Here is a 25,567-nt window from a genome sequence, read left to right on the forward strand (position 1 = left end):
CACCTCCTTTCCTACCATGTGCCTATTGCCACGTACTGTTGTCCTCCCCTTTTCTGAAGCAAAAGAACCTTTTGACCTTCTTTTAATCCATTTTTCACGGTTACAGTCACCTCTCCGACCCCAGGAATATTCATCACTTCCCCATGATCTGTAAACTGCTTCGGCAAAATAACCTGGGATTTGGATAGAATCGTTTTCTGGTCAATTTGTATTTCAACGGGATTTTCCTTTATTACAGTCCCCGGAATCACGTCACATGGATCTCCTGCTTCAACCGCCTGAATAACGATCCGCTTTATATTTTCAATCCATTCTACATCAGCCACTGACTTTCGCCCCCCTCAATGTCAAATCCATAGTATGTATTCCCTCGTCAATTTTATGGGCTGCAGACTCGATTACCAGATAATTTTTTATTCCCTCATCCTTTATATCAAGGAATACCGGAATCAGGCAGCCTGCCCGTACCCGGATATCTCCAAAGGCATCCTTGATGGTCAGGGTCCTGGATGGGCGGTTATACAAAGTCAGATATGTTTCCGCTATGGCCTGGCCGTCTGCCCCTTTATCAATAGACTCATCTTTCTGGAGAATTCCCCATTTATTGATATTTTCTGTGTGCTTTGTCATATAGATTTCTCTTTGCTTTGTATCACTGTTGTCACAATACAGTTTGATCTGGTTGTAAGTATCGCTGTCAATGCTGACCTTATAGTCATAATCCTGCGCTGTCTTGTTATCTATCATGATGTCAAGCTTCATGTTCTCCATATTTTTCAGAGAGAGTTTTCCTGCATCATCATAAAATGTAAACAGTTTTTTCGTATGTATCATTGCAAGATCCAGATTGTTCAAAATAATATCAAACAGCGTTTTATCCTTTTCCTTTCTGGAAATCCTGTCTCCCGTATCCTCTAATTCCCCCGTTTTCAAATGATAATCCCTGGCTATCATCTGGATCACCTCTCCGGCAGTTAAATCCGTGTAATTATAAGTCTCCTTATTTTTTAAATATCTAAGCTGATCGTACGCGGTAACCTTCATTTCTCCATCGCTGCTCCAGCTTCGTTCAAAAATAAATCCAAAGAAAACAGGTTTCCCATCCGCATCCAGACGGAGGGCATTGCCCTCCTCGATCTGGAGTCGTTTGTCCGGGATCAGGGTAAAAGAACACTTTCCTGGCTGCCCTCTGCGCTGTGTTTCCCAGGTAATAGCTCCTTTCACTACCGGTTCGTATACGGTCTGGCCGTTCTGGATATATAAATGTGCTTCCATTTTCTACCTCCTATGGCATAATGAGAACCTGTCCTGGATAAATAACGTTTGGATTTGTTATTTTGTCCCGGTTCAGATTATGGATTTCCTGCCACCGACCCCCGTTGCCAAGCTGTTTTTTCGCTATGGACCATAGACAGTCTCCCTTTGCAACCGTATAGTTCTTTACTGGCGGCGGCTCCCCCTGGCGTTCCTCTTCCTGCTGCCCAGACTCTATTTCCTGCTTCTCCTCAACAATGGTAAAATTCATTATTTTAGTTCCATAACTTTTATATTCCTTCATTGTAAGGGAGACAATAAGATCAAGTCCCTCACTCACATCATCTGTAACCTTATAATCTTCCAGAGTTACATCCATGCTGGTATCAAATAGACTGTTGCCTCCCATCCCTTGCCGGATAACGGTAAATTCAAAGGGGCTTTGGCCCTCCTTTAAATCCTGAAGTCTTTCCAGAAAATCCTCCGCACTGTCAATACTTCCATCCCAGACCGCACTGGGGTAATCCATTTGTGGAATGATTACATCAATGCTTATTTCAGCGAGGCCAAAGGATTTGACCAAATTGATCTCTTCTCCGTTTACCAGGTTTACCGTCTTGTTCTGCCCGCTATACTTGACAGGGATCTTTTCCGGAGGCAGTGGGAGAAGTATATCGTCAATATAAACTTCATATGCCATTAAAAATTCACTCCTTCCGCAGCCGAAGCAAGAATTTCGCTGGTAGCATCACCAAGCCTTCGATTCAGTTCATCATAATCAGTCATATTCTTTATGGTGTTGTTGTTATTTACATCTACCTTCAGTTCCGCCAGTGTAAAGCGGTTAATGATTTCCTGCTCTGCGGCATCCCGCATATATTTCAGCTCCTCATCCATGATATCCATTGAGTCTGCCATGGCTGCCGTATTCATGGCAGTATCTCCGGTACTCTGGGCAATGCTGTCGGCCGCATCCGACGGATTAAAACCCGAATTTTGATTATGCCTGTCAAATGTTTCTTTAATGTCTTCAAATCTTTTCTTTGCAGTATCTTCTGCTCTGTCCCCACCTGCATACGCTTTTTGGGCAGAATCTTTTAACCCAAACCGATTGAAGTCAATCCCGAAATCAGCAAGTGTCTTATCCATATCCAATTTGTCAGCCTTCACTTCATACGTTCCATTTCCATACTTCTCAGCAAGCTCATCGGCAATGTCTGACAAACCATCCCGCCAACCTTTTATAGTGTCTTCCATATGAGAACCAGAAATAAAATCCAAGGCTTTTGCTATTTTTTGTATAATATTAAGTACTCCATCTGCCAGATCTGCAAATAAATATATGATTGATGATACCGGATCGTTAAACAGGTTCCCAAAAAAGTTTGCAAAAGCAACCCAGCCGTTGTAAAAATACTCAATGATCCCAAAACCAATTTCTAATACTCCCATTAAGTTATTAGCAATATATGCTCCTGCAACTGCAAACGCTGCGCATATCAACCCAGTAGCACTGTAAGATGTTCCGGCAAATTTATTAACAGCTGCTACACCTGCATAGAAGAGTGCTACTAAAATAATGATCAACATGATAATCCAGGTAAGAGGACATTCCGCAAATGCTGTATTCAGACCTTTTTGTGCTATTGTCATTGCCGTAGTTGCTACTGCACCAGCAAAATCACAAATTGCTTTCAATGTTGAAGTAGAATTATAAACAAGCAAAGCGGCTATAATCCCCCATAAAATAGGTTCAACGATAGACCAATTATCTGTGATGGTACTTCCTACAGCTCCGGCAACAACGCCGATAGAACCAAAAATCCCGTTGGCTTCTCCTATATTCCCTTGTAATCCTGCAGTAAAATCATTTAATTTTTCTGTTATACTTACTACGAGACCGGACATGGGACCAGCAAGCCCCATATTGACGGTCTTAGTCAAAGAACTCAGCGCGCTGGCTGCATCGTTGTATTTCACATTATTTAATTCTTCCAGGTGTTCCGTTGACAGCGTTACAGATTCATCTAAGTTGGACAATGCCATAATTCCTTCACTGCCAAGCTCTCCCCAGGCGCTGCCAAACAGCTTCATTCCTGCTATATTTCTTCTGACAGGATCTTCCATACTGCTTAAAGCGGCAATGGTCTGCTGGAATGCCTGTTTGGCTGTGTCACCGCCGCTTCCAGATGCTTCTGTCATATTAGCCGCATCAAGTCCCAAAACTGAAAAACCTTCCTGAGCGTCCTTTCCTCCGCCAACAGCCCTTGATGAAAATTCCTTTACAGCCTCACCTAAAGTGCTGACTGATACTTCTCCATTCTGCGCTCCATTAATCAGCATGTTAAACATTTCCGCCCCTTCAAAGCCTAAGTTTTTAAACTGTGAAGAATATTCATTGATCGAATTAAGCAGTTCCCCGTTTTTATTAAGTCCAGCCTGGGTTGCCTGTACGATTAAATCTAATGACTGAGCACCGGTAGCTCCAAACCTCTCCTGCAGCACTCCTGCAGTGCGGATACTGTCTGCCAGGCCGTAACCAAAGGTGTCTTCAAGGAGCAATCCTGCTCTTGTAAGCTGCTCCAGGCTATCACCTGTCTGACCAGTCATCTGATGAACCGAAGATAAACTCTTTGCTGCATCTTCAGGACTGCCGCTTATGTTATCCACATATAGATTTTTAGCACTTTGCTTTGCCAAATCCAGATCCTGCCCCTGCATTCCGGTCCTGGACTGTATGAGATTTCCGGCTGCTTTTATATCATTTGCCTGGTTGAATATATCCACAGGACTGGTGTTGATTCCCATCTTACCTAAACCAGATAATGCTTTATCCCAGAGTTTCTTCATTTCCTGGAGTTTGCCCTTGCCATCATCAATGGTTTTATTTAACTCTTCCTGCTTTTCCTTGGCCTGTACGATTACTTCAGTGACCTGTTCAAACTGAATTCCCATACTCTGAATATCTGTTATGGAAGCCGACATCCCTTGCAGACCCATAAAACCACCTGCCGCCATCTGGAATTTTCGAAAGGACTGGCTAGTCATATTGATTGACTGATTGATTTTCATTAATACGGAGGAGGCTCCATCCTGAAGCTGTATTGAATTTTGTATTGTTGCCAAACGCTTTCCCTCCTTTCTTTTTTTTGGAAGAACACCCTAAAAGGTGCTCTTCCATTCTTCTATCCTCTCCTGGCACTCTTCGTCTTTTGAGCCTCTTTTTTATCATTTTCCAGCTTAAGCTGTACCGCTGCCATAACAAACGCCCGTTCATACCGGTCCAGGCTTAGAAACTCATGGGGCCATTTGTGGAGCTTGTGGAGGCAATAGTAAGCAATATTTGCTTCCATATCACCTCCTTCTATCAGTTTTTTGCCTCTTCAACCTGCTCTTCCAGTGTGATATCAAAACCATTTACCTGCTGAATTCGTTCCAGATAACCTGCGTATTCGCCTGCAGTCAGCATGGCCTTTAAAAGTCCATCTGCTCCCATTACATGATAGGAATCCTGTAATTCCTTATCATTTAGGTTAGGATAAACCGTACATTCAGCTGCCAGCTTCCCAAGATAAAGGTTATAATCGGTCTCCTGGGTATACTGTCCCTTTTTTCCTGTTACCTGAACCCGTTTCGTGCTCTCTTTTCTTAAGGCTTCATCTTCTTTAGAGGTAATGGCTTTAATCTCCCATTCCACCGGTTTTTTCCCCGGCCCTAAAAAACGTTTGGAAGCAATAAATTTTTCATGCTCCGCCTTAACTGCATTTTGGCTTAAAAAACAACTTAAATCTCCCATATCCTTTTATTCCTTTCTTCTTTTACTGCATTCCCGCAAGATTACTGAATCTTTCAGGCATTTCCCAGCTTTCAAATGTGAATTCAAACTCATCATCCAAGTACTCTCCAGTTGCATCAAATTTGGCAATAATACCTCCATTTAAGTTGCAATCCTTTAAAATCACAGTCTGACGGCCTACCCTGGAAGCAGGGTCCTCATTGGTCACCTGGATATCAAAATAGATATCATTTCCGGTCTGCTGGAACTTGTATAAAATATCCCGGAAAATACTTGTATTATAATGGAAAGTAGCTGATCCGCTTCCTTTCATTCCTACGGTCTTATTCCCTTTCATGGCTCGTCCCAGAATTGGGATCTCTGATTTTACCTTTTCAATCTTAGCCTCCAGATTCAATGCCTGCATAAAATTATACCGTTCATTTCCGATTGTGATATAGCACTCTGCTTTTGTAGCGCTGATCGCGTCCCATGCGTCCATTGTAATATTATTCATGTTCATTACCCCTTTCTTATGATACAATTACTGTCATGTATAAAATGCTCATGGAATTAATTGGTCTCACTGGGAAGTTCACTACAACGGACCGTTTGCCCTGTCCCTTTTCCACAGTAACCTCTTCTGAATTTACAGCTTCAATCGCCCTTAGCACCGCCAGCTGTTTTCCATATGTAACAATGTCATTCCAAAGACTTACCCGCCCTGCATCGTCATTCGAAATTTTACCCAGGTAACGTGTATGGAAAAGAGAAGCAACGTCATTTCCAATCTGGTCCAGAACACGTACCGTCTGGTTGCTAGAGAAATCTTCCCCTTTTTCCTCCGTGTAAGTAACTAAGGTGTTACTGTCCGTCAAAATTCTGATTTCGCTTCCTACTTTGTGAAGCATAAGTTTACCTGCCTTTATCGAGTCTGCAAGCTGAGCCTGGGTATAAGAAGCCTTAACGGTATACTCCCCGTCATAAACTTTATTTTCAATGGTCTTGTTGACAGGACATGCAGCTTCTGCGCCTGCTACCCAATAAACAAGGCCTGAGGCTGATTCTTCCGCTTCATTCTCAACGGAGATAACACCTTCGTAATCAGCCTTGGAATACTGGTGTAATACAGTCTGGAACTTCACACCAGCCTCATCCCTCATACGTTTTGTAAATGCTGCAAACAAAGCCTTTACCTTTCCGTCAGCAGAGGGGCAGCAAAGAATCTGGAAGGAGGTACTTTCCATCTTATCCAGAAATTCTGCATAATCCTCTCCTGTCACATCAGCGCCATTAGCCCCTCCTGTAAATGAAAGTCCTGCGGTCTCTGCCAATTCGGCATCCTTTTTGAATATAACATAACTGTTATCCATCAGATTTTTTGCCTCTGCAACTGTCTGACAATCAACTTCTCTTCCCGCAAACAGGGTTTTCACATCAAATTTTGAAGCATTATCCACATTTTTTGTAATAATGGTCATCAGATTATTTCCCCTGTTACCAGAGTATTTTGCCGTACCATATTCATTGGCCCCATGTGTCCCTGTATTTAAGCGGTAAAAAATTCCTTTCGTCATATTCTGGAAAAGTTCTCTGACTGGAAGCATAGCCGCATCATCCATTGCATAGCCAAATATTTCTTTGCACCTTTTCTGGAAATCCTCTGCTGTAACCTCAAATACCTCTTTCTCCGGTCCCCATTCAAGAACCATAGGGATTGCTGCCACCCCCCGGTTTCCCATGGATGCCCCAGCCGAAGCGGTACTTACAAAATTGATATATGCACCAGGAAATATTTTATTTTGAATTGTAAAATTTCCTCCACCTAACATACTTTCACCCTTCCTTTCATAAATTGATTCATGATTTCTTCTGCTTCTTCTACGGAATATACTTTCTTACCGTCAAGCAAAGCACTTAATAAGTCCCTCTGATTACGATACTTTTCTGAACGGATCAGCTGATCCTTCGTGTAACGTGCACCAATGGCCTCATCCGTTTCTTTTACGTTCTTTTTTGCCACCATAACACCTCTTTCATTTTAATTTAATATCTTCCATAACTTCTTCTGACTCCCTGTTCTTTAAAATGTAGACCTGATAATCCACTAGGAAGTTTAAGGCCTCCCCCTCAAATTTCCCCTTTCTGCTGCTACCTCTTATCAAAGAGCCGTTTTCCAGAGTAATGTATTCCAGCTTGTCCATTAAAACATCCAGAACAAGATACCTGTCCCTAGATGGCTGTTCTGAATCCTGGCAGTAATATGATACATACATGCTTATGCTGCGGAAATAACGCTGCCCATTCACTGGCTTTTCAAATGTTTCTAAAAGTCCGACCTCAAAATAAGGTTCAACAATGCCTTCCCCATAAGGACTTGAACTGATCCTGGCTTCCGGAAAGAGCTCTTTCAACCGTTTGATAACTCCATCCATGATTTCGTTATACATGTAATCCCTCCTTTCCTATTATTCCATCCTTTCCCTCCGGCACCTGCCCTTGCCTATAACAGATACATTCCTTTTTTGTCGGGCTCCTTACCTTTCCCTGTTCCTTTACTTTCATAGGACTCTCCTTTTCCCATTATGTATGTAGTCATTTTGCCTACGCTGCGGGCAAAAAAATACTTATCCTGCAATAATGTATTCTTCAACAACCTACATAGTCTTTTGTCCGTTTGAAATACCCAGTTCTGCTATAGCTCGACCCTTTTCAGTTCGGACTTCTTGATTTCGTCAATCAGCTAAACTGTATCTTTCATACTTTCCTCTTTTCCCTTTGTAGTCATATCGTCTACAATCGTTATCATACTACTATGTCCTATATATGTCAACAACAATTTGAAATTTTGTTGAACATTATTCTACACCGTGATATAATGCTGCTATGGAGGTGATCCTGTGGAAATAGGACAGATTATTAAAAGAAGACGGGAAGAGCTTGGAATCTCACAGGAAGAACTGGCGTTAAAGGCCGGCTATAAATCCCGTTCTTCCATTAATAAAATCGAGGTAGACGGAAGAGGGCTTCCCCAGTCGAAAATCATAGCAATCGCCAATGCCTTAAGGACAACCCCAGCCTATCTCATGGGTTGGGAAAGCGATACTGCTTCTGCTTTTGATTATATCAGCGGCCGTTTCGGGGAATATGCAGGAGAATTGATTGAGAATTTTCACCGTTTAAATGAGAAAGGGCAAATGGAAGCATTAAAACGTATCAAGGAAATGGTTCATATCCCCGAGTATGTAAAAAGCCAAAGCCCGGTTAAGATTTTAAATACTGACAGCAGAGCCTATCTGGAGCCGGTAGCTGCCCATGAACGGACCGACATTGAAGTGACAGAAGAAATGAAACAGCATGATGATGCCTTTTTTGATGAATGAGAAATAACTCATTGAGGTGATTTATTTGAACTATGAATCTTTATTAGAAGAAGCGGATTCCCACGGAATCATCATAAAGGAACGGCCGCTGATAGCCAATGACGGCAGGATAAAGGGTACCCAGATACTGATCCGCCAGGATATGACAGACTGTCAAAAGGCCTGCGTTCTGGCGGAAGAGCTGGGACATTACCATACCACCACCGGCGACATTCTGGATCAGTCTGATGTATCCAACCAGAAGCAGGAACGTACCGCAAGACTTTGGGCTTACAATAAGATGATAACCATAGATAAGCTGGTTGCGGCAAAAGAAGCTGGATGCCGGAATGGGTTCGAAATTGCAGAACATTTAGATGTAACGGAAGAGTTTTTGCTGGAAGCCATTCACTGCTATCAGGCCATATACGGAAAAGGAATGCAAAAAGACGATTATCTGATACTTTTTGAACCTTTAAACATCTATAAGTTAGTGTAAGAGATTTTTTCTGACTTACCGCCCGTCTGCCACATATACTATCCAGAGGTGATATATTTATGCAACCCTGCGAACTAGTAGTGCTTATATCAACCCTGGCCTGCCATATCGCCGAGGGCCGGTCTGCCGATGAAATCGCTTTGATAAGTTCCATATTCTCACAGCTTGGTGACACACTGAGCACTATTTCAGCCTTTCAGGATCTCTGTTGTGATAACGAGGAGGAAAAAGATACCAACTAATGAAATGAAAACCCGGTCCATAAAGAAAGGAGTGCTGCTTCCATAGACAAACAATTATCTATGAAAGCAGCACTCCTTTCTTACACCCTAATCCAAATGACTGGAAGAGCCCTCCGGGGAAGGGTCCACACTTACTGGGATCGGGGCTGTATGAGCTTCCCGAACCTTTCTTTCTCTGGCCGCAATGATATCTCCGGCAATTGTCTTAAATATATGAACAACGGGTACCGCCAAAACCATTCCCCATATCCCGGCCATGGCGCCACCTACAGTGATTCCTATAACGATCAAAGCCGGGCTTAAGGAAAATGAGTTTCCCATAAGCTTTGGCTGTATCACATTCCCATCAATCTGCTGCGTAACAAGTAAAACCAGTCCAGCAATCGCACCTGTATTGATACCGCTTGTACACGCAATGATAATAACAACGCCAATGGAGCCAAAAATTGATCCAAAGTAAGGTACAATATTACAGATACCCAGCATAACCCCAAGCGCCAGCGAATACCTGGAACCAAGTATGGTAAATTCAATGGTGGTAATCGTACATAAAATCAGAGAATCTAAAAGCTGGCAGACAATAAATTTCTTAAAGCTGTCATTTATTATGGTTCCGTACCTATAAGCTACTTTTCTGATGTTTTCTTGAAGAAACAAATCCATGAGCCGCTTTATCTGGAATGTAACATTATGAGTTTCCAGAAGGAAATACACGGAAGATACAATTGTAATAAATCCGCTGAAAATATGGGAAGTAACTCCCAAGACAGCATTTAACGAGCCCATTACCTCTTTTAAGCCGACTCCCTCCAACACATTTTTCCAGGCAGTCTGGGTTGGCAAAATCTCTTCCAGCTTATCCGATAAGCCAAACTTTTCCAGCGGCAGCTGTTCAATAGCCGTTATTGCGTTATTATAATAAGTATTAAAGTTTGTTATAAAATCCAATATGCTTCTCTGAAGAAGGGGAATGCCCTTGTTTATGACCAGAACAACAACAGAGATAAATAAAGCATAAATAATAAAAACACTGATCCCTCTGGAACTTTTTTGAAACGGACCAGATTTAAACCTGTTTAAGCGCCGTTCCAGCGCAGAGCATGGGATATTCAGCAGATATGCTATGACAAATCCATAAAAGAAGGGAATAAGTACCTTAGTAAATGACTTAAGCCAAATCATCACATCTGAAACGTTCATAACAATTTTATAAAATATAATAACTAGCATGGCAAGCAGCAGCCTTGATAAAAATACCCTTATCTGCTTTTTTTTCAATAATTCTTCCATCCTGCCCTCCTTTCCAAGATAATTAACCAAATTTTACTAGTTTAATCGTTAAACCCTAATATTTTTGTGTCAGCAGCAATTCCACTGCCATTCGGTCATTTAACCTACCGGTCTTAACTGCTTCTTCCGTTTCTACGCACAAGTTTACATAAGATAGAATCTGATCTTTGGAAAAAGTCCTTGCCTGAGGCATGATCTTTCCTGCTGCAAAAGGAGGGATCTTAAGCTTCGAGGCAATGCCGCCCTTATCCATTCCCTTCCCCATCAGCTCCTTTGCCTGCAGAATCTGATTAAACTGCCTGGCGATCAGAAACAATATCCTCATGGGAGGTTCCTTTAATGTGAGTAAGTCCTCATAAAGGTCCATGGCTTTTTTGGTCTCTCTGTTCACGATCGCCGCCACCATATCAAAGATTTTATTGGTTGTCCGAACGGTACAGATGGTTTCTACATCCTCATCCGTTATTATCTCTCTTCCCAGAGTATAGCTTATGAGCTTCTCCAGTTCCATACGGATGTTTTCCATATCATCTCCGGTCATATGAAGAAACAATTCCATGGTACGTCCTGTGATCTTCTTTCCTTCCCTGGAAAGCAAAGTCCCTGCCCATCTGGCAAGCTGGGCCGTATCCTGGCGTTCCATTTCAGCCGCATAACCCAGTTCCTTCACCTTTTTAAACAGCTTGCTTCGCTTATCTACCTCTGATTCCACAAAGATCAGGCAGGTGGTATCCGGCATCTGGGGCAGATAAGATACTATTTCATCAGAAGCCGATTTTAAAAAGCCGCTGTTCTCTACCAGGATCAGGCGTTTTTCCGCGAAAAAAGGCATGGTATCTGCTAGGCTGATGATTTCCCGCACATCGATCCCTTTTCCTTCAAACTGGTTAAAGTTCATGGTATCGCCTGCCGTAATGGCTGCCTTCATTTGATTTTTATAGCTGTTTCTCAAGAAGGCTTCTTCTCCATATAGAAGATAGACCGGCTTAAAGCTGTGATTTTTAATATCCTGAGTCAGCGTCTGCATGGTATCCTCCCTTTCTGGCATGACTTTTTTATCCCATCTAATTATACCGGGAGAATTTCTCCCCGTCAACGAAACTTTCAAATCGGATCTTCTCCCCATCGGTCCACATCATAATGGCCCCTCCTTCTCCTGTTTTGAAAACCTCGGTTTCCCTCTCTTTTAAACGATCCAAAACCTCTTGATGAGGGTGTCCATAAGAATTGCCCACTCCATAAGACACCACTGCCCACCGGGGCTTTATTGCGTCGAGGAACGCCTCCCCGGAAGAATTTTTCGAGCCGTGATGGGCCACCTTTAGCACATTCACATCCGCTAGCATCTTCCTTTCCCCGGGCCTTTCCAATAACTCTTTTTCTCCTCTTTCCTCCATATCTCCCGTAAACAGCATACGGCAGTTTCCATAGTCCATTTTTAATACTTCTGACTCCTCATTGGTCGTTTCCGGCCGGTCTTCTATTCCCGGATACAGGCAGGTAATTAAAAGGTCCTCTACCTGGACCTGATCCCCTCCTGCCACATAAATCACATTGGTTCCCTGCCGCTTTGCAAGCTCTTCCAGTTTCTTTATTTCCTCATCCTCCCTTCCATGATAGGGAAGCATGAGATTTTCAATTTTTATATCTTCACTATTTTCCAAAAGATAGGCAACACCGCTTAAATGGTCCTGATCCCCATGGCTGATAAATGCAAAGTGAATCACAGGTACTCCCATACTTTTTAAACAAGGCTCCAGAGAATATTTGCCCAGTGATTTTTTAGAAGAACTTCCTCCATCAACTAAAACCGCGGACCTTCCTGTCCGCAGCAGGATGCCATCCCCTTGTCCCACATCAAGAAACACCGTTTCCAGACCTTTCACAGGGCCGGGCTTCAAAAACAGAATACAAAAGCAATACATCCCTGCCAAAGTAAGAACCTTTAATCCATAGAAGCTCCTTTTCTTTTTCTCTTCCTTATTCTCACCGGTTCTTTTCTCCTCATACTTCTCCCAGACTTTCAAACAGGCCAGCCCTGCAAACAGAATAAGACCGTAAGCTGCAAGACGCCCGAATTCCGGCCTGCCAAAGGTCAGACTGTATCCAGAAAGCCCTTCCATGCTTTTACAGATCCATTCATAAAAGGCTAGTATGTAATGTCCTGTTCCTGCCGCGCCGATCCCAAGAAGGGGACTGAAGCTTCCAAGAAAGATAATGCCGATTCCGGAACAAACCACCCAATCCATGAGTGGTATAAGCAGTAGATTTAAAAACAGTCCATAGAAGGGAATCTGAAAAAAATGATATAGTGTAATCGGCATAGTGACCATTTGTACCGCCACTCCTGTGGAGATAGCACCAGACAGAAATTTTTTCCTTCCAAGCCATTTTTCAAGTATGGGCCCTGCCCCTCCGATTGCATAAACAGCTCCAAAGGACAGCTGTACACCTCCATTCATAAGGAGCATAGGTGACTTAAGTCCCAGAAGCAGCAGAGCCAGGGAAGCAGAAGTTAAAAGGTCATAGGTCCTTCCAAGATAGGAGGCCAGAAATGCAACAGACATCATAATCACAGCCCTCACCACCGAAGGACCGCTGCCTGTTAAGATCCCGTACAAAACAACCAGGACAGCTCCCGCCAAACCTGCGCTTCCAAGGCCCAGACCGGTTTTCCTTAAAATCCGGTAAAAAGAAAGACCAAGAAAGGACATGTGCATTCCGCTGATTGCAAGAAGATGGGAAATTCCGTTCTTCTGATATAAAGATTTAATATCTTCCGGAAGCCCGCCTGTATCCCCTAGAACAGCGGCTGTTAATACGCCGGCATCTTCTTTGGATGTATACTTATAAAGGAGGGAGCGACCCCATTCCCTGACCTGGCGTATTCCATCTAAAAGAGGATCTTCTCTTGGATCCAGAATCTCCAGCTCCTTCCCAAGAAACCTTCCGTCAATCCCCAGTCCCTTATAATATCCCTTGCTGTCAAACTCTCCCGGATTCCTGGCCGATGAGAAAGGCTGTACCTCTCCTTTCACTTTGAGGAGCTGCCCCAGACGCAGACTTATATCCTTATTATCACCAGTTCTTTTGGGATATAACAACGTGTCTGTCCCCGGCTCCCCTAAAAGCTTCACAGACACCATCAGACCTGGGACTAAATAGCAGGTTTCCTGTTTCCATACCTTAGTATTCTTTAAAACAATCTGAAGAGATCCATTCTTTTCTTCAAAAGAAGAAACCCTTCCCTCTGTTTCTACAAAATCAAGGGAAAGCTCCTCGATGGTTCTTTCCCTTTCCTCCCACCTTTTGCAATCGTATCCGGCCCGGGCCGCACCAAGGTATAAAAAAAGAAGAGGCAAAAGAACCCAAAGCCGGTTTCTGCCTCTCCAATAACCATAAAGAACAATCCCGGCAGCTAAAAAAGCCGGAACCAAAAGCCAGGATGTCAAAACCAGCAAAGCGGCAGTCTCTCCAAGTACAAATCCCCCTGCGATCAGACATAATGGGCGTTTTATTGTTCTGTTCCTCCTATATCACTGGATACTTCCTCATTTTCCGCATTGTAATCCAGGTTGCGTTCAAAAAGCTGGTTCAAGGAAATGGAATCACGGAACATGACTTCCTGTGAACCGTTTACCGTAATCTGCACCTTATTAATGGAGGAGGCTGCAGCCAGGGAATTCACGATAGAATAAATCGGGATATATTCCTTTACCTCCAGGGTGTTGTTAAGAAATGCGGAATCAAAATTAATGTAACAAATATTTTCATTGACCGACACATTAAGAAGCTTTGTATCCTTCGGCAGAGTCGGATTCATCCCCGGCCTTCCCGGTCCGGCGATCAGCTGTTCAATGACCAGCTTTTCTAAGGATGTGTTTACGTTATGCACCACTTCCCTTGTCTCTTTCACCAGCTTCTCACCGGTATCATCAGAGAAATACAAGGGCAGCTCTGTCTTCTCATAGGAATTGACGTTGCTGATGTTGTCAATAAAATCAGAATTAGCCATAGGCCCTACCGGACTTCCGGAGCTGTCCATCAGGGGCTGTTCCGCAGTATACACGGCAACATAATCCACTCCTTTTACCTGAGTCAGTGTTCTTACCAGGGAAGCCCTGCATAAAATCTCTCTGGTCCCATTCATCATGGCATAATTGTTGTCAAAATACAGATATAGGACCGTGTCCTCCAGCTTGTAGCGTTCAAAGCCCACCTTATCCGGTACCGCTGCCTGCCGGTCTAAGTCCTTAGGCACTGTCCGGAGCTGCTCCATCAGATTCCTGATTCTCCAGTCCGTCACATCTTCCAAGTCATTTTCCGGTTTCTGAGTCATGTGATAATCCTGAGGCTCCAGCTTTGTCATGGCAGAGTTCAGATAGTAAATCTTATACACATCTTCAATGGTTTCCGTTCCCTTTCCTTCTCTTTTTCCACAGCCGGTCAGACATAGAAAGCACACCAGGAAAAGGAGCCCCCTCCTTAGCAGTTTCAGTTTCATCTAATAGCCTCCTGTTTCTAAGAAATATACGTGAGCGGAATCCGTACAGTAAATGTGGCTCCCTCGCCCTCTTTGCTTTGAAGTTTCAATGCTCCCTGGTGCATCAGCACAATTTTTTTGGTAATGGACAGACCAAGGCCTGTGCCTCCTGTTTCTCTGGATCTGGCCTTATCCACCCGGTAGAACCGCTCAAACACATGCTCTTGGAACTCTTCCGAAATTCCGATTCCGGAATCAGCTACCTTTACATAAAAAAACTTATGGTCCGCGTCAAGGGTCACCCGTACCCAGCCGCCTTCTACATTGTATTTGATGGCGTTCTCCACCAGATTGCTTAAAGCCAGGGACAGCTTCATCTCATCCACATCGGCGGTGACCTCCCGAATGCTTTCAAAGGTAAGCTCTACATTGCGTTTTCCGGCAATGGGGCGCAGCCTCTTTAAGATCAGCTCCATCAGACCGTTGATATTCACCTGGGCAATGTTTAAATTTCCTCCAGCAGTCTTGTCCATGCGGACTAAAGACAGCAGGTCATCAATGATCTTATTTTCCCTCTCTATTTCATCGGATATATCACTTAAAAATTCCCGGTAAAGTTCTGCCGGAACATCTTCCATTCCCACCAGAGAATCGGCAAGCACCCGGATCGATGTGATCGGAGTCTTCAGTTCATGGGAAACATTTGACACAAATTCTTCCCTGGACTGGTCCACTGCCTTTAGCTTCTTAAGAGTTAAGTTAATGGTTTCCGTAATCTGCATGGTTTCCTTATAAGCATAGGGACTGATGTTCTCGTCCATATCCCCCTCTGCGGCTCTGTTTAACGTCCGCTGCAGCTCCCGGAAGGGCTTCATCATAAATTTTGCGAGAAAAACCACAAAAATTGCCAGGACGGAAAAGATCATAAGCTGAAGAAACGCTCCCTTTTCCGATACCACAGAAACCCGGTTCAGCAAATCCTCCGTAGACGCCGTCACAATCATAACCCCGGCAATTTCCTTTTCCTGGCTGTTGGAATAAATAGGTATCGTCAGAGCCGAATAATGTTTATCAGAATTATATTTGCTGCTGTTTTCTCCGTCAAAGCAGCGGAGAACCTCCTCAGATATATTAAGCTTTCCCACAGAAAGGGAAAAGGTATCGCTGATGATCCTGAAATTCCGGTTCACCACCACAATCCGTCCATTGAACATATCTGCCTTTACGGACATTTCATTATCTAAAAGCGGGTCCCTTGGCTCCATGGTCAGGTACCCGATCCTTGTCATTTTGTTGCTTAAAATCCAGCACTGGTTTTGGATGTCCTGCATTCTGGACTCAATGAGGTTCTGCCGGTAAGTACCCAGCATGACGGAATTCTGGATAAATACCGGAATGGTTCCAACCACCAGAAGGGCTATAATCAGGGTAACCCGCAGGCTTATGGCATGTTTCTGATTAAAAAGCTTTATCTGCAACATGACCCTGCACCTCCAACCTTATTCCTGTCATACATCCAACCTTTTCGTACATGCGATGGCCAGCGCTCCCGGCCCAATGTGGCAGGATACGCTTAAAGAAAGATTGTCCACGTAGATTTCTCCTGTATTTGGAAAAACCTCCTCCAGCTCCTTCTTAAATTCCATGGCAGCCGCTTCATTGTTGGAATGAGCAATGGCAATACTGGTACGGTTTCCTTCCGGATCGCCAAATCGTTCCTCCATATCTTTTTTCGCAGCCGTAATCATCATGGTTTTTGCCTGCTTCATGGTTCTTGCCTTGGCGAAGGCGTCCAGCTTCTCTCCCTGAATGGTAAGAACCGGTTTGATCCTCAAAAATGTCCCCAAAAGAGCCGCTGCCGGAGTGATTCTTCCACCCTTTTTTAAATATTCCAGCGTATCCAGGGTAATATAAATGGTAGATTCCATTTTCGTCTCTTCCAGCTTTTCCTTAATGGCAGCCGCGGTCATTCCTTCGTTTGCCATTCTCTTCGCTTCCAGAACTGACTGTCTCTGAGTGACAGAAATCCTCTGATTATTGACGACAAATACCTTTCCCTCATAATCTTCCGCCAGCATAATGGCAGTCTGACAGGCACTGCTCAAACCGCTGGACATGGGAATGTGTACAATTTCCTCATATTCTTCTAACAGTCCGTTCCACAGATCCAAAAGATCGGCCGGAGATGGCTGAGAGGTGGATATATCTACCCCTCCCTCCAGTTTTTCATAGAAATCCTTCTGTGTCAGGCTGATATCCTCATAAAACGTTTCCTCCGCCATCATAAATGGCATGGGTACTACGTAAATCCCAGCTTCCTCTCCTTGTCTTTGGGTAATTCCGCTGTTGCTGTCTGTTACAATCGCTACTTTCATTTCTGTTCTCCTTTATTTCTGCAGGCAATGAGCCAGGCGCATAAATGCTTGTATTTATGCATCGGGCGAATGCTGTCCGTAGTCTGCTGCATGGTATTTGACTACCTTGTAAGGGCAGCCTGTCCTTCTTCATCCGCAGACGTATAAAGCTGATAGTACATTCCCCGCTTTAAAAGCAGCTCCTCATGATTTCCCTCTTCCACAATATTGCTGTCGGACAGCACCAGGATCCGATCCGCATTCTGGATCGTAGTTAAGCGGTGGGCAATGGTCAGTGTGGTGCGGCCTACTGCCAGACGTTCCAGGGACTGAGAAACCAGATGTTCGCTCTCGTTATCAAGAGCAGAAGTGGCTTCATCAAGGATCAGCACCTGAGGATTTTTAAGAAATACTCTGGCAATGCTGATGCGCTGCTTTTGTCCTCCTGAAAGCTTTACGCCCCGCTCTCCCACATAAGTATCGTAGCCGTCCTTAAGCCCTGTAATGAATTCGTGAGCTCCGGCCAGCTTTGCTGCCTGGATCACTTCCTCCTTGGAAGCTCCGGGGTGACCATATTCAATATTTTCAAAAACCGTTCCTGAGAACAGATATACATCCTGCTGCACCACGCCTACAGTGCTTCTTAAACTCTCTAAGGTCACGTTCCTGATATCCTGGCCGTCAATGAGGATCTCACCTTCCGTCGGATCATAGAAGCGGGGGATTAAGTTGCATAACGTTGTCTTGCCGCCTCCGGAAGGGCCGACAAGGGCCACCTTTTCTCCCTTTTTGATATCAAGGTTTATACTGCTCAGCACCGGATTATGGTCATCCGGGTATTCAAAGGATACATGATGAAAGGTGATATTTCCTTTTACATCGCAAAGCGGCTTCGCTCCTTCTTCATCAAAGATGTCTACGTTGGCATCCATTAACTCCATAAAACGTTCGACTCCAGTTATTCCTCTCTGGAACTGTTCTGCAAATTCAATGATCCTGCGGATTGTGGCAAGCAGAGTGGTCACATATAAGGTGTAAGCCACCAGATCCCCGGGCTCGATCAGTCCTTTAATCATGAATATGCCGCCTGCAACGATAACCACCACATACATCAGACCGTCAAACATCCGAATGGTATTCTGGAAAGCAGCCATGTATTTATAGGTTTTTCGTTTAATCTCTAAAAATGCCAGATTATCCCGGTTGAACTTTTCAATCTCGATTTTTTCATTGGCAAACGCCCGGACTACCCGGTTTCCTAAAAGGCTGTCCTCAATCCTGGCATTCAGCTCACCAATGTGATTTCTTTGATGTTTAAACGCATTTTTCACCTGTAAGTTAAAGTAGGTACAGGATATCCCCATAACCGGAATCAGCAGGAAGATAATAAGCGTCAGAGGGAGATTGATCCCTGCAAGTATAATAAAGGATACCACCGTCTTTAAGAATGCAATGAAAAATTCCTCCGGGCAGTGGTGGGCAAATTCCGTCACGTCAAATAAGTCGCTGGTGATCCGGGACATGATCTGCCCAACCTTTGTATTGTTAAAATAGTTATCCGACAGCTTCTGCAAATGTTCAAATGCATCCTGTCTCATATCAGTCTCAATCGCCGCTCCCATAACATGGCCAGTGTAAGCCATATAGAAGCTGGCCAATCCATCTATGATCCTGAGACCAAAATAAAGGGCACCGATCCCGATGATCGTACGAATCGTAAGGGTTGTTACGTCTCTTAATCCCTGATTGGTAATATAACGTAAGATCAAAGGCAATACCATCTCACAGATGGTGGTAAGTGAGGCACAGAATAAATCCATGACCATGACTTTCGTATATTTTTTATAGTAGGGCACAAAGCGTTTTAACAATGTGCCCGTTTTCATCTCATTTTGTTTCATATAATCCTCTACTCTGTAATCTTAATATTTTTAATAAGCCCCAAAGCCCAATCCCTTTCTCCAGGCTTTCTGCTTACAATATTAATGTTCATGCGCTGCTCCTTGTAAAGTACCTGTGCGGACATCACATAAAGAATTTCCCCGTCCTTCTCTTCCGGTTCATAAAAAGCCACCCGTGCTTTGGCCTTTTCTATGTCAAAATCCTCGATTTCCGGACTTTTCCCCTGCTCAAACCACTGCTTCTTAAACTCGGCCTTACGTCCTTCAAAAACTGCGGCGTAGACATAATAATCATGGCCACCATACCCTTTCCCGTCATAGTAGTGATCCATGCTGCCGCTATTTGACTCATCATAAAGAAAATTTCCCGGTATCCCGAAGCTCATATTGCCGATCTTTCGGTAAACCAGGTGCTTCCTGCATCCAATGGAAACCTCCTCTGAAAAGGGTGTAACTCCTTCCAGATTCACAGGAACATGGCCGGCAAGGCTGCATACCTCCAGATATTCCTTCTTGGGGAAGGGAAGCCTGCGGTCCATGGAAAGCGTTGTCTCCAGGAACTGGATGATCTGCTGGTTCACCTGCTCATCCTGCCTGCTGCGGACTGAAGGCATGAAATAACAGAATTGGTGAAGCAAAACCATGGCGCTGTTTCTGTAATAATAAGCATCCCTCTCCAATTCATTCCATACAAAAAAATCCCTGGCAAATGCGACGCCTATACCAGAATGCATCATCCCTTTTATCTCTTTAAAAGAAAATGACCGAATATGGGTGACCAGTTTTCCCTCCTGACGGTCCGGTATATAATAGACCGCAGGCCAGCAAAACATGTATTCCCCATCCCCGCTCCATCCGGATACCAGCTTCATAAGATCGGAAAACCACTGGTAAAAGTACTTTTGCCTCATGGCAAGAAAGTCCCTCTTAATATAATATCCTGTCCTGTCCTCGACCTTTAGCCTTAGCTTTTCTTTTTTTGCCAGCCGCTCCAGAAAATCGATAGCTGCCGCATGGAAACCAGGGCCGGCAATATTCGTCTGGCTCTCTCCTTGAAGCTTGCTCTTGCTCCACTTAAACCAGACATAGCCTTCCTGGCATAGCTGCACAATCATAAATCCTTCGATCCGAAAACAGCGGTACCCCATTTCCTTTGCCAGCTTTTTTGCCATACCTTCCGCTGACTGGCCATTCCAGTCTATTCCTGAAAATATTTTTTTCTTTGGCTCCAAAGAAAATCTGATTCGAATACTCATCTGAAACCCTTCCTAAGATATCTTTCTCTATTCTATCTTATTTTCATTAGAAATGGAAGCATAAAAAAAATAAGGACAAATTTAATTTTCCTGTGGATTCATCCATATACAAAAATGAGGGCTGTCCAGCATGCCGCTGGAAAGCCCTTATTTTTAGCATCGTTAACTTATTTTACGAGTAATGATTTACCTGTCATCTCTTTTGGCTGCTTTAATCCCATCAGTTCAATCAGAGTAGGAGCGATATCAGCCAGGCAGCCGCCTTCTCTTAACTTATATGCCGGGTCAGCATTTACCAGGATAAACGGAACCGGATTGGTGGTATGAGCGGTAAATGGTTCTCCTGTCTCATAATCCAAAAGCTGTTCTGCATTTCCATGATCAGCGCAGATGAACATAATTCCATCTGTTTCCTTGATCGCCTCCACAGTTCTTCCTACACAAGCGTCAACCGTTTCAATTGCTTTAATAGCTGCGCCTTCGATTCCTGTATGGCCAACCATATCCGGGTTTGCAAAGTTTATAATGATCACATCATATTTTCTGGATTTGATCGCCTCTACCAGCTTATCGCATACAATAGGAGCGCTCATCTCAGGCTGTAAGTCATAGGTGGCAACCTTAGGAGAAGGAACCAGGATCCGATCCTCTCCCTTATTCGGATCTTCCACTCCGCCGTTAAAGAAAAAGGTTACATGGGCATACTTTTCAGTTTCAGCGATTCTTGCCTGAGTCATGTTGTTCTGAGCCAAAAATTCGCCAAAGGTATTTAAAATGGCTTCTTTTTTGAAAGCAACCAGTTTGTTTTTAATGGTTTCATCGTAATCCGTAAAGCATACATAGGTCAGGTTCAGGCGTTTTTCTCTTGGAAATCCCTTAAATTCATCATCACAGAATGCTCTCGTTATTTCTCTTGCCCTGTCAGGACGGAAGTTAAAGAAGATCACGGAATCGCCGTCCTTCACCGTAGCTAATGGTTTTCCATCCTCTGTCACAACAAAAGGCTCTACAAACTCATCATGAACCCCTTTGTCATAGGAAGCCTGGATTCCGGCTGTTGCCGATTCCACATGGTTTCCTTCTCCCTTTGTCATGGCATTGTATGCGCGTTCCACACGGTCCCAACGGTTATCCCTGTCCATAGCATAGTAACGGCCCATGACTGATGCCACTTTTCCTGTACCGATTTCCTTCATCTTTGCTTCCAACGCTTCCACGAAGCTCTTTCCGGAAGCCGGAGGCGTATCACGTCCATCCAGGAAGCAATGAACATAGACCTTGTCAAGGCCGTTTCTCTTTGCCAGCTCTAAAAGGCCGTAAATATGGGTGTTGTGGCTGTGAACTCCGCCATCGGATACCAAGCCCCACATATGAAGGGCTGAACCGGATTTCTTACAGTTTTCCACTGCCTGTAAAAATTCCGCCACTTCAAAAAAGTCACCGTCTTCTATAGACTTTGTAATCCTGGTCAGCTCCTGATATACAATACGGCCTGCGCCCATATTTAAATGTCCTACTTCTGAGTTTCCCATCTGTCCATCAGGAAGGCCGACGGCCAGTCCGCTGGCATTTCCTTTAACAAATGGGCACTGGCTCATAAGCTGATCCATGATCGGGGTTTTGCCTTCACAGACAGCGTTATGGTCGCAGTTATCATTTAATCCATAACCATCAAGTATCATTAATACAATCGGTTTTCTGCTCATAACTAGTTCTCCTTATTCTCTTCTTTGTTCTATTGTAATAGAAGCATCGAAATCATTGTCTCACAGTATATATTTTACATGATTTGCCTATTTCTTGCAACCGGTGAATGATGAAATAATAATCAGTCTCCGGGATCTGCCTTTACTATGTGGAAAAAGCTGCCCTCCCCTACCGTTAAAGGAAGGGGCAGCAGCTTTTACCCGCTTATTTGTTGTAATTTACGATCTTTCCAAACTCCGGTTTTAAAGATGCTCCGCCAACCAGACCACCGTCAATATCAGGCTGTGCAAATAGTTCCGGTGCACTTGCTGCAGATACAGAACCGCCATACTGGATGCGAATGGCTTCTGCGGTTGCTTCGTCATAGATTTCAGCGATGCATTCGCGGATCGCGCCGCAAACTTCCTGTGCCTGCTCGGTTGTCGCTACCTTTCCGGTACCGATCGCCCAGATTGGCTCATAAGCGATTACCGCATTGGCTGCATTCTCTGCCGGTACATTTAAGAAAGCGATCTTAATCTGCTGGCGAATCCAGTCAAGAGTGATTCCCTGCTCTCTCTGAGTAAGTGTTTCTCCGCAGCAAACGATAGGAGTAATGCCGTATTCAAAGGCCTTAAGAACCTTTTTGTTCACAGTTTCATCGGTTTCCGCAAAGTATTCTCTTCTTTCGGAATGGCCGATTACCACGTATTTTACCCCTGCATCTTTTAACATGGCAGGAGAAATCTCTCCGGTGTAGGCCCCTTTATCCTCATAGTACATATTTTCAGCACCGATGTGGATATTGGTTCCCTTTGCAGCCTCCATAGCTGGCATTATGTCAATAGCCGGAACACAGAAAATAACGTCCACCTCATCATTTGCCACCAGAGGCTTTAATGTATTCACCAACTCAACCGCTTCGGTTGGAGTCATATTCATCTTCCAGTTACCTGCAATAATTTTCTTTCTGGACATAGTATCAACCTTCCTTTAATTTCTTATTTATTATCTGCTGCAGCAACACCTGGCAGTTCCTTGCCTTCTAAGAATTCTAAGGAAGCTCCTCCGCCTGTAGAGATATGGGTCATCTTGTCTGCAAAACCAAGTCTCTTAACCGCATTTACGGAGTCACCGCCTCCGATTACCGTAGTAGCATCAGAAAGCTCTGCAACTGCACGGCATACCTCTAAAGTGCCTTCAGCAAAATTAGAGAATTCAAATACGCCCATCGGTCCGTTCCAAACAACAGTCTTGGCGCCCTTTAAGGCATCCTTGAAAAGTTCAATGGATTTTGGTCCGATATCAAATCCTGACCAGCCTGGATCGATCTCGCTTACTACCTTTCTTTCTGTATCATTAGAAAACTCCTTGCCTTCTAAGTTATCTACAGGAAGCAGCAGTTTTACGCCCTTAGCCTCTGCCTTTTTAATCATCTCTAAGGCATAGTCAAGCTTATCTTCCTCACATAAGGAATTTCCGATCTCCTTGCCCTGAGCCTTTGCAAAGGTATAAGCCATACCGCCGCCGATGATCAGAGTATCAACCTTATCAAGCAGGTTATTGATTACGTTGATCTTATCGGAAACCTTTGCTCCACCCAGGATTGCCACGAAAGGACGTACTGGATTCTCAACTGCCTGGCCCAGGAATTTGATTTCCTTTTCCATCAGATAACCAACTACGTTGGTTGTTGTGTATTTGGTAACACCTACATTGGAGCAGTGAGCTCTGTGAGCGGTACCGAATGCATCATTTACGAAAATGCCGTCGCAAAGGGAAGCCAGCTCTTTTGCATATTCATCTGCGCTATCATCCTTACCGTACTTTGTCTCTTCCACTCTGTAACGGGTGTTCTGAAGCAGCAGAACTTCTCCATCCTTTAATTCTTCAGCGATCTTTCTGGTCTCAGGACCTGTAACCTTTGGATCGTTTACAAATTTCACTTCTACTCCAAGTCTTTCACTTAAAGCTGGAGCAACCGGCTCTAAAGACATCTCCGGAAGAGGCTCGCCCTTCGGTTTTCCTAAATGGGAGCAAAGAATTACTCTTGCGCCCTGATCTAATAATTTCTTAATTGTAGGAACGGCTCCGTCAATACGGTTAAAGTTCTGAATCACTCCATCCTTTAACGGCACGTTAAAATCACATCTCACTAAAACTTTCTTTCCCTGTAATCCGGTTAAATCATCAACTGTTTTCTTATTAAGCATATTTCAATGCTCCTTTCCTATTTTTTGCCCATGTTTTCTGGGCAGAGCCCACCCCGTTTTATAGGGTGTAAAGGGACACCTGTAAGGTGTTTCCTATTTTACTATATCTTCAAAGATTTATAAAAATAAAAGGCCCGGTCCATAACGACCGGACCCTTTGTGGATCATTAGCCTAATTCAGCAAAGTACTTAATTGTACGAACCATCTGGCTTGTATAGGAGTTCTCGTTGTCATACCATGAAACAACCTGAACCTGATATAAATCATCGCCAATCTTGGAAACCATGGTCTGAGTAGCATCGAATAAAGAACCAAATCTCATACCAACAACATCAGAGGAAACGATTTCATCTGTATTGTATCCGAAGGAATCGCTTGCTGCTGCCTTCATAGCTGCATTAATGCCTTCCTTGGTTACGTCTGCACCCTTAACAACTGCTGTTAAGATGGTAGTGGAGCCTGTTGGAACCGGAACACGCTGAGCGGAACCGATTAACTTGCCGTTTAATTCCGGAATAACCAGACCGATTGCTTTTGCAGCACCGGTGGAGTTAGGAACGATGTTGGCAGCGCCTGCTCTTGCTCTTCTTAAATCACCTTTTCTGTGAGGTCCGTCAAGGATCATCTGATCGCCTGTGTAAGCATGGATTGTGCTCATGATACCGGACTGGATCGGAGCATAATCGTTAAGAGTCTTAGCCATAGGAGCCAGGCAGTTAGTTGTACAGGAAGCAGCGGAGATGATCTTGTCATCTGCTGTTAATACATTCTCGTTTACGCTGTAAACGATTGTAGGAAGATCGTTTCCAGCCGGAGCGGAGATAACAACCTTCTTAGCGCCTGCATCAATATGAGCCTGAGCTTTGTCCTTAGCGCAATAGAAACCTGTACACTCAAGAACTACATCAACGCCGATCTCTCCCCATGGAAGTTCAGCAGCTTTTGCCTGAGCATAGATTTTAATTGTCTTTCCATCTACAGTAATGGAGTCCTCGGAAGCTTCTACAGTGTGAATACCCTCACCATAGTATCCAGCGTATCCGCCCTGTGCAGTATCATATTTTAATAAATGTGCTAACATCTTTGGATCTGTTAAATCGTTAATAGCTACTACTTCATAGCCCTCTGCGCCAAACATCTGTCTGAATGCAAGACGGCCAATACGGCCGAAACCATTAATCGCCACTTTTACTGCCATAATTCAATTCCTCCTAAGAATAAAATTAAATTTGATTGTTAAATATTAATCAA

The 25,567-nt window shown here is 44.0% G+C and carries 26 protein-coding genes; 3 read left to right on the forward strand and 23 right to left on the reverse strand.

Annotated elements, in window-relative coordinates; all coding sequences use genetic code 11:
- Window positions 1-11: 11 nt before the first annotated feature.
- Genes ACHZES_RS10420 through ACHZES_RS10470 form a run of 11 tightly spaced genes read right to left on the reverse strand, consistent with a single transcriptional unit; the run spans window position 12 to window position 7,594 of the window.
- The gene (locus tag ACHZES_RS10420; protein ID WP_395548042.1) at window positions 12-326 is read right to left on the reverse strand and encodes a DUF2577 domain-containing protein; all 315 of its coding nucleotides are present in this window, start codon (window positions 324-326) and stop codon (window positions 12-14) included.
- The gene (locus tag ACHZES_RS10425; RefSeq protein ID WP_395548041.1) at window positions 319-1,275 is read right to left on the reverse strand and encodes a hydrolase; all 957 of its coding nucleotides are present in this window, start codon (window positions 1,273-1,275) and stop codon (window positions 319-321) included. Before ACHZES_RS10425 ends, ACHZES_RS10420 begins: the two co-directional genes overlap by 8 nt.
- A 10-nt stretch (window positions 1,276-1,285) precedes the next feature.
- Window positions 1,286-1,954, reverse strand: a complete 669-nt coding sequence (locus ACHZES_RS10430) for a LysM peptidoglycan-binding domain-containing protein (protein ID WP_395548040.1) — start codon at window positions 1,952-1,954, stop codon at window positions 1,286-1,288.
- Window positions 1,954-4,380, reverse strand: a complete 2,427-nt coding sequence (locus ACHZES_RS10435; protein WP_395548039.1) for a phage tail tape measure protein — start codon at window positions 4,378-4,380, stop codon at window positions 1,954-1,956. Before ACHZES_RS10435 ends, ACHZES_RS10430 begins: the two co-directional genes overlap by 1 nt.
- Window positions 4,381-4,439: 59 nt before the next feature.
- Window positions 4,440-4,607 carry a hypothetical protein gene (locus ACHZES_RS10440; RefSeq protein ID WP_395548038.1) on the reverse strand — a complete coding sequence of 56 codons (168 nt, stop codon included), beginning with the start codon at window positions 4,605-4,607 and terminating at the stop codon, window positions 4,440-4,442.
- 14 nt (window positions 4,608-4,621) lie between these two features.
- The gene (locus tag ACHZES_RS10445) at window positions 4,622-5,050 is read right to left on the reverse strand and encodes a phage tail assembly chaperone (RefSeq protein WP_395548037.1); all 429 of its coding nucleotides are present in this window, start codon (window positions 5,048-5,050) and stop codon (window positions 4,622-4,624) included.
- 22 nt (window positions 5,051-5,072) lie between these two features.
- Window positions 5,073-5,546 (reverse strand): phage tail tube protein, encoded by a 474-nt coding sequence (locus tag ACHZES_RS10450; protein WP_395548036.1) that lies wholly within the window; start codon window positions 5,544-5,546, stop codon window positions 5,073-5,075.
- Between the two features lie 16 nt (window positions 5,547-5,562).
- The gene (locus tag ACHZES_RS10455) at window positions 5,563-6,861 is read right to left on the reverse strand and encodes a phage tail sheath family protein (RefSeq protein WP_395548035.1); all 1,299 of its coding nucleotides are present in this window, start codon (window positions 6,859-6,861) and stop codon (window positions 5,563-5,565) included.
- Entirely contained in the window at window positions 6,855-7,055 is a 201-nt protein-coding gene (locus tag ACHZES_RS10460) for a hypothetical protein (RefSeq protein WP_395548034.1), read from the reverse strand. The genes ACHZES_RS10455 and ACHZES_RS10460 overlap by 7 nt, the downstream gene beginning before the upstream one ends.
- Window positions 7,056-7,065: 10 nt before the next feature.
- Window positions 7,066-7,479 carry a DUF6838 family protein gene (locus tag ACHZES_RS10465; protein ID WP_395548033.1) on the reverse strand — a complete coding sequence of 138 codons (414 nt, stop codon included), beginning with the start codon at window positions 7,477-7,479 and terminating at the stop codon, window positions 7,066-7,068.
- Window positions 7,472-7,594, reverse strand: coding sequence for a hypothetical protein (locus ACHZES_RS10470; protein ID WP_395548032.1), 123 nt, complete (start codon window positions 7,592-7,594; stop codon window positions 7,472-7,474). Before ACHZES_RS10470 ends, ACHZES_RS10465 begins: the two co-directional genes overlap by 8 nt.
- Before the next feature lie 335 nt (window positions 7,595-7,929).
- On the opposite strand from ACHZES_RS10470, the gene ACHZES_RS10475 reads away from it, so the two are divergent.
- The 3 genes from ACHZES_RS10475 to ACHZES_RS10485 are packed head-to-tail and all read left to right on the forward strand — an operon-like array spanning window position 7,930 to window position 9,132.
- On the forward strand, window positions 7,930-8,412 hold the full coding sequence (locus ACHZES_RS10475; protein ID WP_353655143.1) for a helix-turn-helix transcriptional regulator: 483 nt from the start codon (window positions 7,930-7,932) through the stop codon (window positions 8,410-8,412).
- 16 nt (window positions 8,413-8,428) lie between these two features.
- Complete coding sequence (locus tag ACHZES_RS10480; protein WP_334290958.1) at window positions 8,429-8,890, forward strand: ImmA/IrrE family metallo-endopeptidase; 462 nt, start codon at window positions 8,429-8,431, stop codon at window positions 8,888-8,890.
- A gap of 59 nt (window positions 8,891-8,949) precedes the next feature.
- Window positions 8,950-9,132 carry a DUF6774 domain-containing protein gene (locus tag ACHZES_RS10485; RefSeq protein WP_038280980.1) on the forward strand — a complete coding sequence of 61 codons (183 nt, stop codon included), beginning with the start codon at window positions 8,950-8,952 and terminating at the stop codon, window positions 9,130-9,132.
- An 87-nt stretch (window positions 9,133-9,219) separates the two neighbouring features.
- On the opposite strand, the gene ACHZES_RS10490 is transcribed toward ACHZES_RS10485, so the two are convergent.
- From ACHZES_RS10490 to gap, 12 genes are all read right to left on the reverse strand, one after another.
- Window positions 9,220-10,422, reverse strand: a complete 1,203-nt coding sequence (locus ACHZES_RS10490; protein ID WP_395548031.1) for an AI-2E family transporter — start codon at window positions 10,420-10,422, stop codon at window positions 9,220-9,222.
- Window positions 10,423-10,477: 55 nt separating this feature from the next.
- Complete coding sequence (gene holA / locus ACHZES_RS10495; RefSeq protein ID WP_038280982.1) at window positions 10,478-11,449, reverse strand: DNA polymerase III subunit delta; 972 nt, start codon at window positions 11,447-11,449, stop codon at window positions 10,478-10,480.
- 37 nt (window positions 11,450-11,486) lie between these two features.
- A complete protein-coding gene (locus ACHZES_RS10500) occupies window positions 11,487-13,883 on the reverse strand; it encodes a DNA internalization-related competence protein ComEC/Rec2 (protein WP_395548029.1) in 2,397 nt (798 codons plus the stop codon).
- A 53-nt stretch (window positions 13,884-13,936) separates the two neighbouring features.
- Window positions 13,937-14,926, reverse strand: coding sequence for a GerMN domain-containing protein (locus ACHZES_RS10505; RefSeq protein ID WP_038280985.1), 990 nt, complete (start codon window positions 14,924-14,926; stop codon window positions 13,937-13,939).
- Between the two features lie 17 nt (window positions 14,927-14,943).
- Window positions 14,944-16,386, reverse strand: coding sequence for a cell wall metabolism sensor histidine kinase WalK (locus ACHZES_RS10510; RefSeq protein WP_038280987.1), 1,443 nt, complete (start codon window positions 16,384-16,386; stop codon window positions 14,944-14,946).
- Between the two features lie 27 nt (window positions 16,387-16,413).
- On the reverse strand, window positions 16,414-17,280 hold the full coding sequence (locus ACHZES_RS10515) for a DegV family protein (RefSeq protein WP_038280989.1): 867 nt from the start codon (window positions 17,278-17,280) through the stop codon (window positions 16,414-16,416).
- A gap of 101 nt (window positions 17,281-17,381) precedes the next feature.
- On the reverse strand, window positions 17,382-19,160 hold the full coding sequence (locus ACHZES_RS10520; RefSeq protein ID WP_038280991.1) for an ABC transporter ATP-binding protein: 1,779 nt from the start codon (window positions 19,158-19,160) through the stop codon (window positions 17,382-17,384).
- An 8-nt stretch (window positions 19,161-19,168) separates the two neighbouring features.
- Window positions 19,169-20,416, reverse strand: coding sequence for a hypothetical protein (locus ACHZES_RS10525; RefSeq protein ID WP_038280992.1), 1,248 nt, complete (start codon window positions 20,414-20,416; stop codon window positions 19,169-19,171).
- 167 nt (window positions 20,417-20,583) lie between these two features.
- On the reverse strand, window positions 20,584-22,122 hold the full coding sequence (gpmI, locus tag ACHZES_RS10530) for a 2,3-bisphosphoglycerate-independent phosphoglycerate mutase (RefSeq protein ID WP_395548028.1): 1,539 nt from the start codon (window positions 22,120-22,122) through the stop codon (window positions 20,584-20,586).
- A 205-nt stretch (window positions 22,123-22,327) separates the two neighbouring features.
- A complete protein-coding gene (gene tpiA, locus ACHZES_RS10535; protein WP_038280997.1) occupies window positions 22,328-23,080 on the reverse strand; it encodes a triose-phosphate isomerase in 753 nt (250 codons plus the stop codon).
- Window positions 23,081-23,103: 23 nt separating this feature from the next.
- Complete coding sequence (locus tag ACHZES_RS10540) at window positions 23,104-24,315, reverse strand: phosphoglycerate kinase (protein ID WP_395548027.1); 1,212 nt, start codon at window positions 24,313-24,315, stop codon at window positions 23,104-23,106.
- Between the two features lie 167 nt (window positions 24,316-24,482).
- Window positions 24,483-25,514 carry a type I glyceraldehyde-3-phosphate dehydrogenase gene (gap, locus tag ACHZES_RS10545; RefSeq protein WP_038281001.1) on the reverse strand — a complete coding sequence of 344 codons (1,032 nt, stop codon included), beginning with the start codon at window positions 25,512-25,514 and terminating at the stop codon, window positions 24,483-24,485.
- Between the last annotated feature and the right edge of the window lie 53 nt (window positions 25,515-25,567).

It is taken from the genome of Lacrimispora sanguinis, assembly GCF_044987295.1.
In the GTDB taxonomy this organism is placed as follows: domain Bacteria; phylum Bacillota; class Clostridia; order Lachnospirales; family Lachnospiraceae; genus Lacrimispora; species Lacrimispora celerecrescens_B.

Coding starts and splice junctions, on each gene's coding strand:
- ACHZES_RS10510 (WP_038280987.1), bottom strand. CDS start 16,386: ATGTTGCAGATAAAGCTTTTTAATCAGAAACATGCCATAAGCCTGCGG.
- ACHZES_RS10445 (WP_395548037.1), bottom strand. CDS start 5,050: ATGGGAGATTTAAGTTGTTTTTTAAGCCAAAATGCAGTTAAGGCGGAG.
- ACHZES_RS10485 (WP_038280980.1), top strand. CDS start 8,950: ATGCAACCCTGCGAACTAGTAGTGCTTATATCAACCCTGGCCTGCCAT.
- ACHZES_RS10425 (WP_395548041.1), bottom strand. CDS start 1,275: ATGGAAGCACATTTATATATCCAGAACGGCCAGACCGTATACGAACCG.
- gap (WP_038281001.1), bottom strand. CDS start 25,514: ATGGCAGTAAAAGTGGCGATTAATGGTTTCGGCCGTATTGGCCGTCTT.
- ACHZES_RS10515 (WP_038280989.1), bottom strand. CDS start 17,280: ATGAAAGTAGCGATTGTAACAGACAGCAACAGCGGAATTACCCAAAGA.
- ACHZES_RS10520 (WP_038280991.1), bottom strand. CDS start 19,160: ATGAAACAAAATGAGATGAAAACGGGCACATTGTTAAAACGCTTTGTG.
- ACHZES_RS10490 (WP_395548031.1), bottom strand. CDS start 10,422: ATGGAAGAATTATTGAAAAAAAAGCAGATAAGGGTATTTTTATCAAGG.
- ACHZES_RS10430 (WP_395548040.1), bottom strand. CDS start 1,954: ATGGCATATGAAGTTTATATTGACGATATACTTCTCCCACTGCCTCCG.
- ACHZES_RS10460 (WP_395548034.1), bottom strand. CDS start 7,055: ATGGTGGCAAAAAAGAACGTAAAAGAAACGGATGAGGCCATTGGTGCA.
- tpiA (WP_038280997.1), bottom strand. CDS start 23,080: ATGTCCAGAAAGAAAATTATTGCAGGTAACTGGAAGATGAATATGACT.
- ACHZES_RS10465 (WP_395548033.1), bottom strand. CDS start 7,479: ATGTATAACGAAATCATGGATGGAGTTATCAAACGGTTGAAAGAGCTC.
- ACHZES_RS10470 (WP_395548032.1), bottom strand. CDS start 7,594: ATGAAAGTAAAGGAACAGGGAAAGGTAAGGAGCCCGACAAAAAAGGAA.
- ACHZES_RS10450 (WP_395548036.1), bottom strand. CDS start 5,546: ATGAATAATATTACAATGGACGCATGGGACGCGATCAGCGCTACAAAA.
- ACHZES_RS10505 (WP_038280985.1), bottom strand. CDS start 14,926: ATGAAACTGAAACTGCTAAGGAGGGGGCTCCTTTTCCTGGTGTGCTTT.
- ACHZES_RS10455 (WP_395548035.1), bottom strand. CDS start 6,861: ATGTTAGGTGGAGGAAATTTTACAATTCAAAATAAAATATTTCCTGGT.
- ACHZES_RS10525 (WP_038280992.1), bottom strand. CDS start 20,416: ATGAGTATTCGAATCAGATTTTCTTTGGAGCCAAAGAAAAAAATATTT.
- ACHZES_RS10540 (WP_395548027.1), bottom strand. CDS start 24,315: ATGCTTAATAAGAAAACAGTTGATGATTTAACCGGATTACAGGGAAAG.
- holA (WP_038280982.1), bottom strand. CDS start 11,449: ATGCAGACGCTGACTCAGGATATTAAAAATCACAGCTTTAAGCCGGTC.
- gpmI (WP_395548028.1), bottom strand. CDS start 22,122: ATGAGCAGAAAACCGATTGTATTAATGATACTTGATGGTTATGGATTA.
- ACHZES_RS10440 (WP_395548038.1), bottom strand. CDS start 4,607: ATGGAAGCAAATATTGCTTACTATTGCCTCCACAAGCTCCACAAATGG.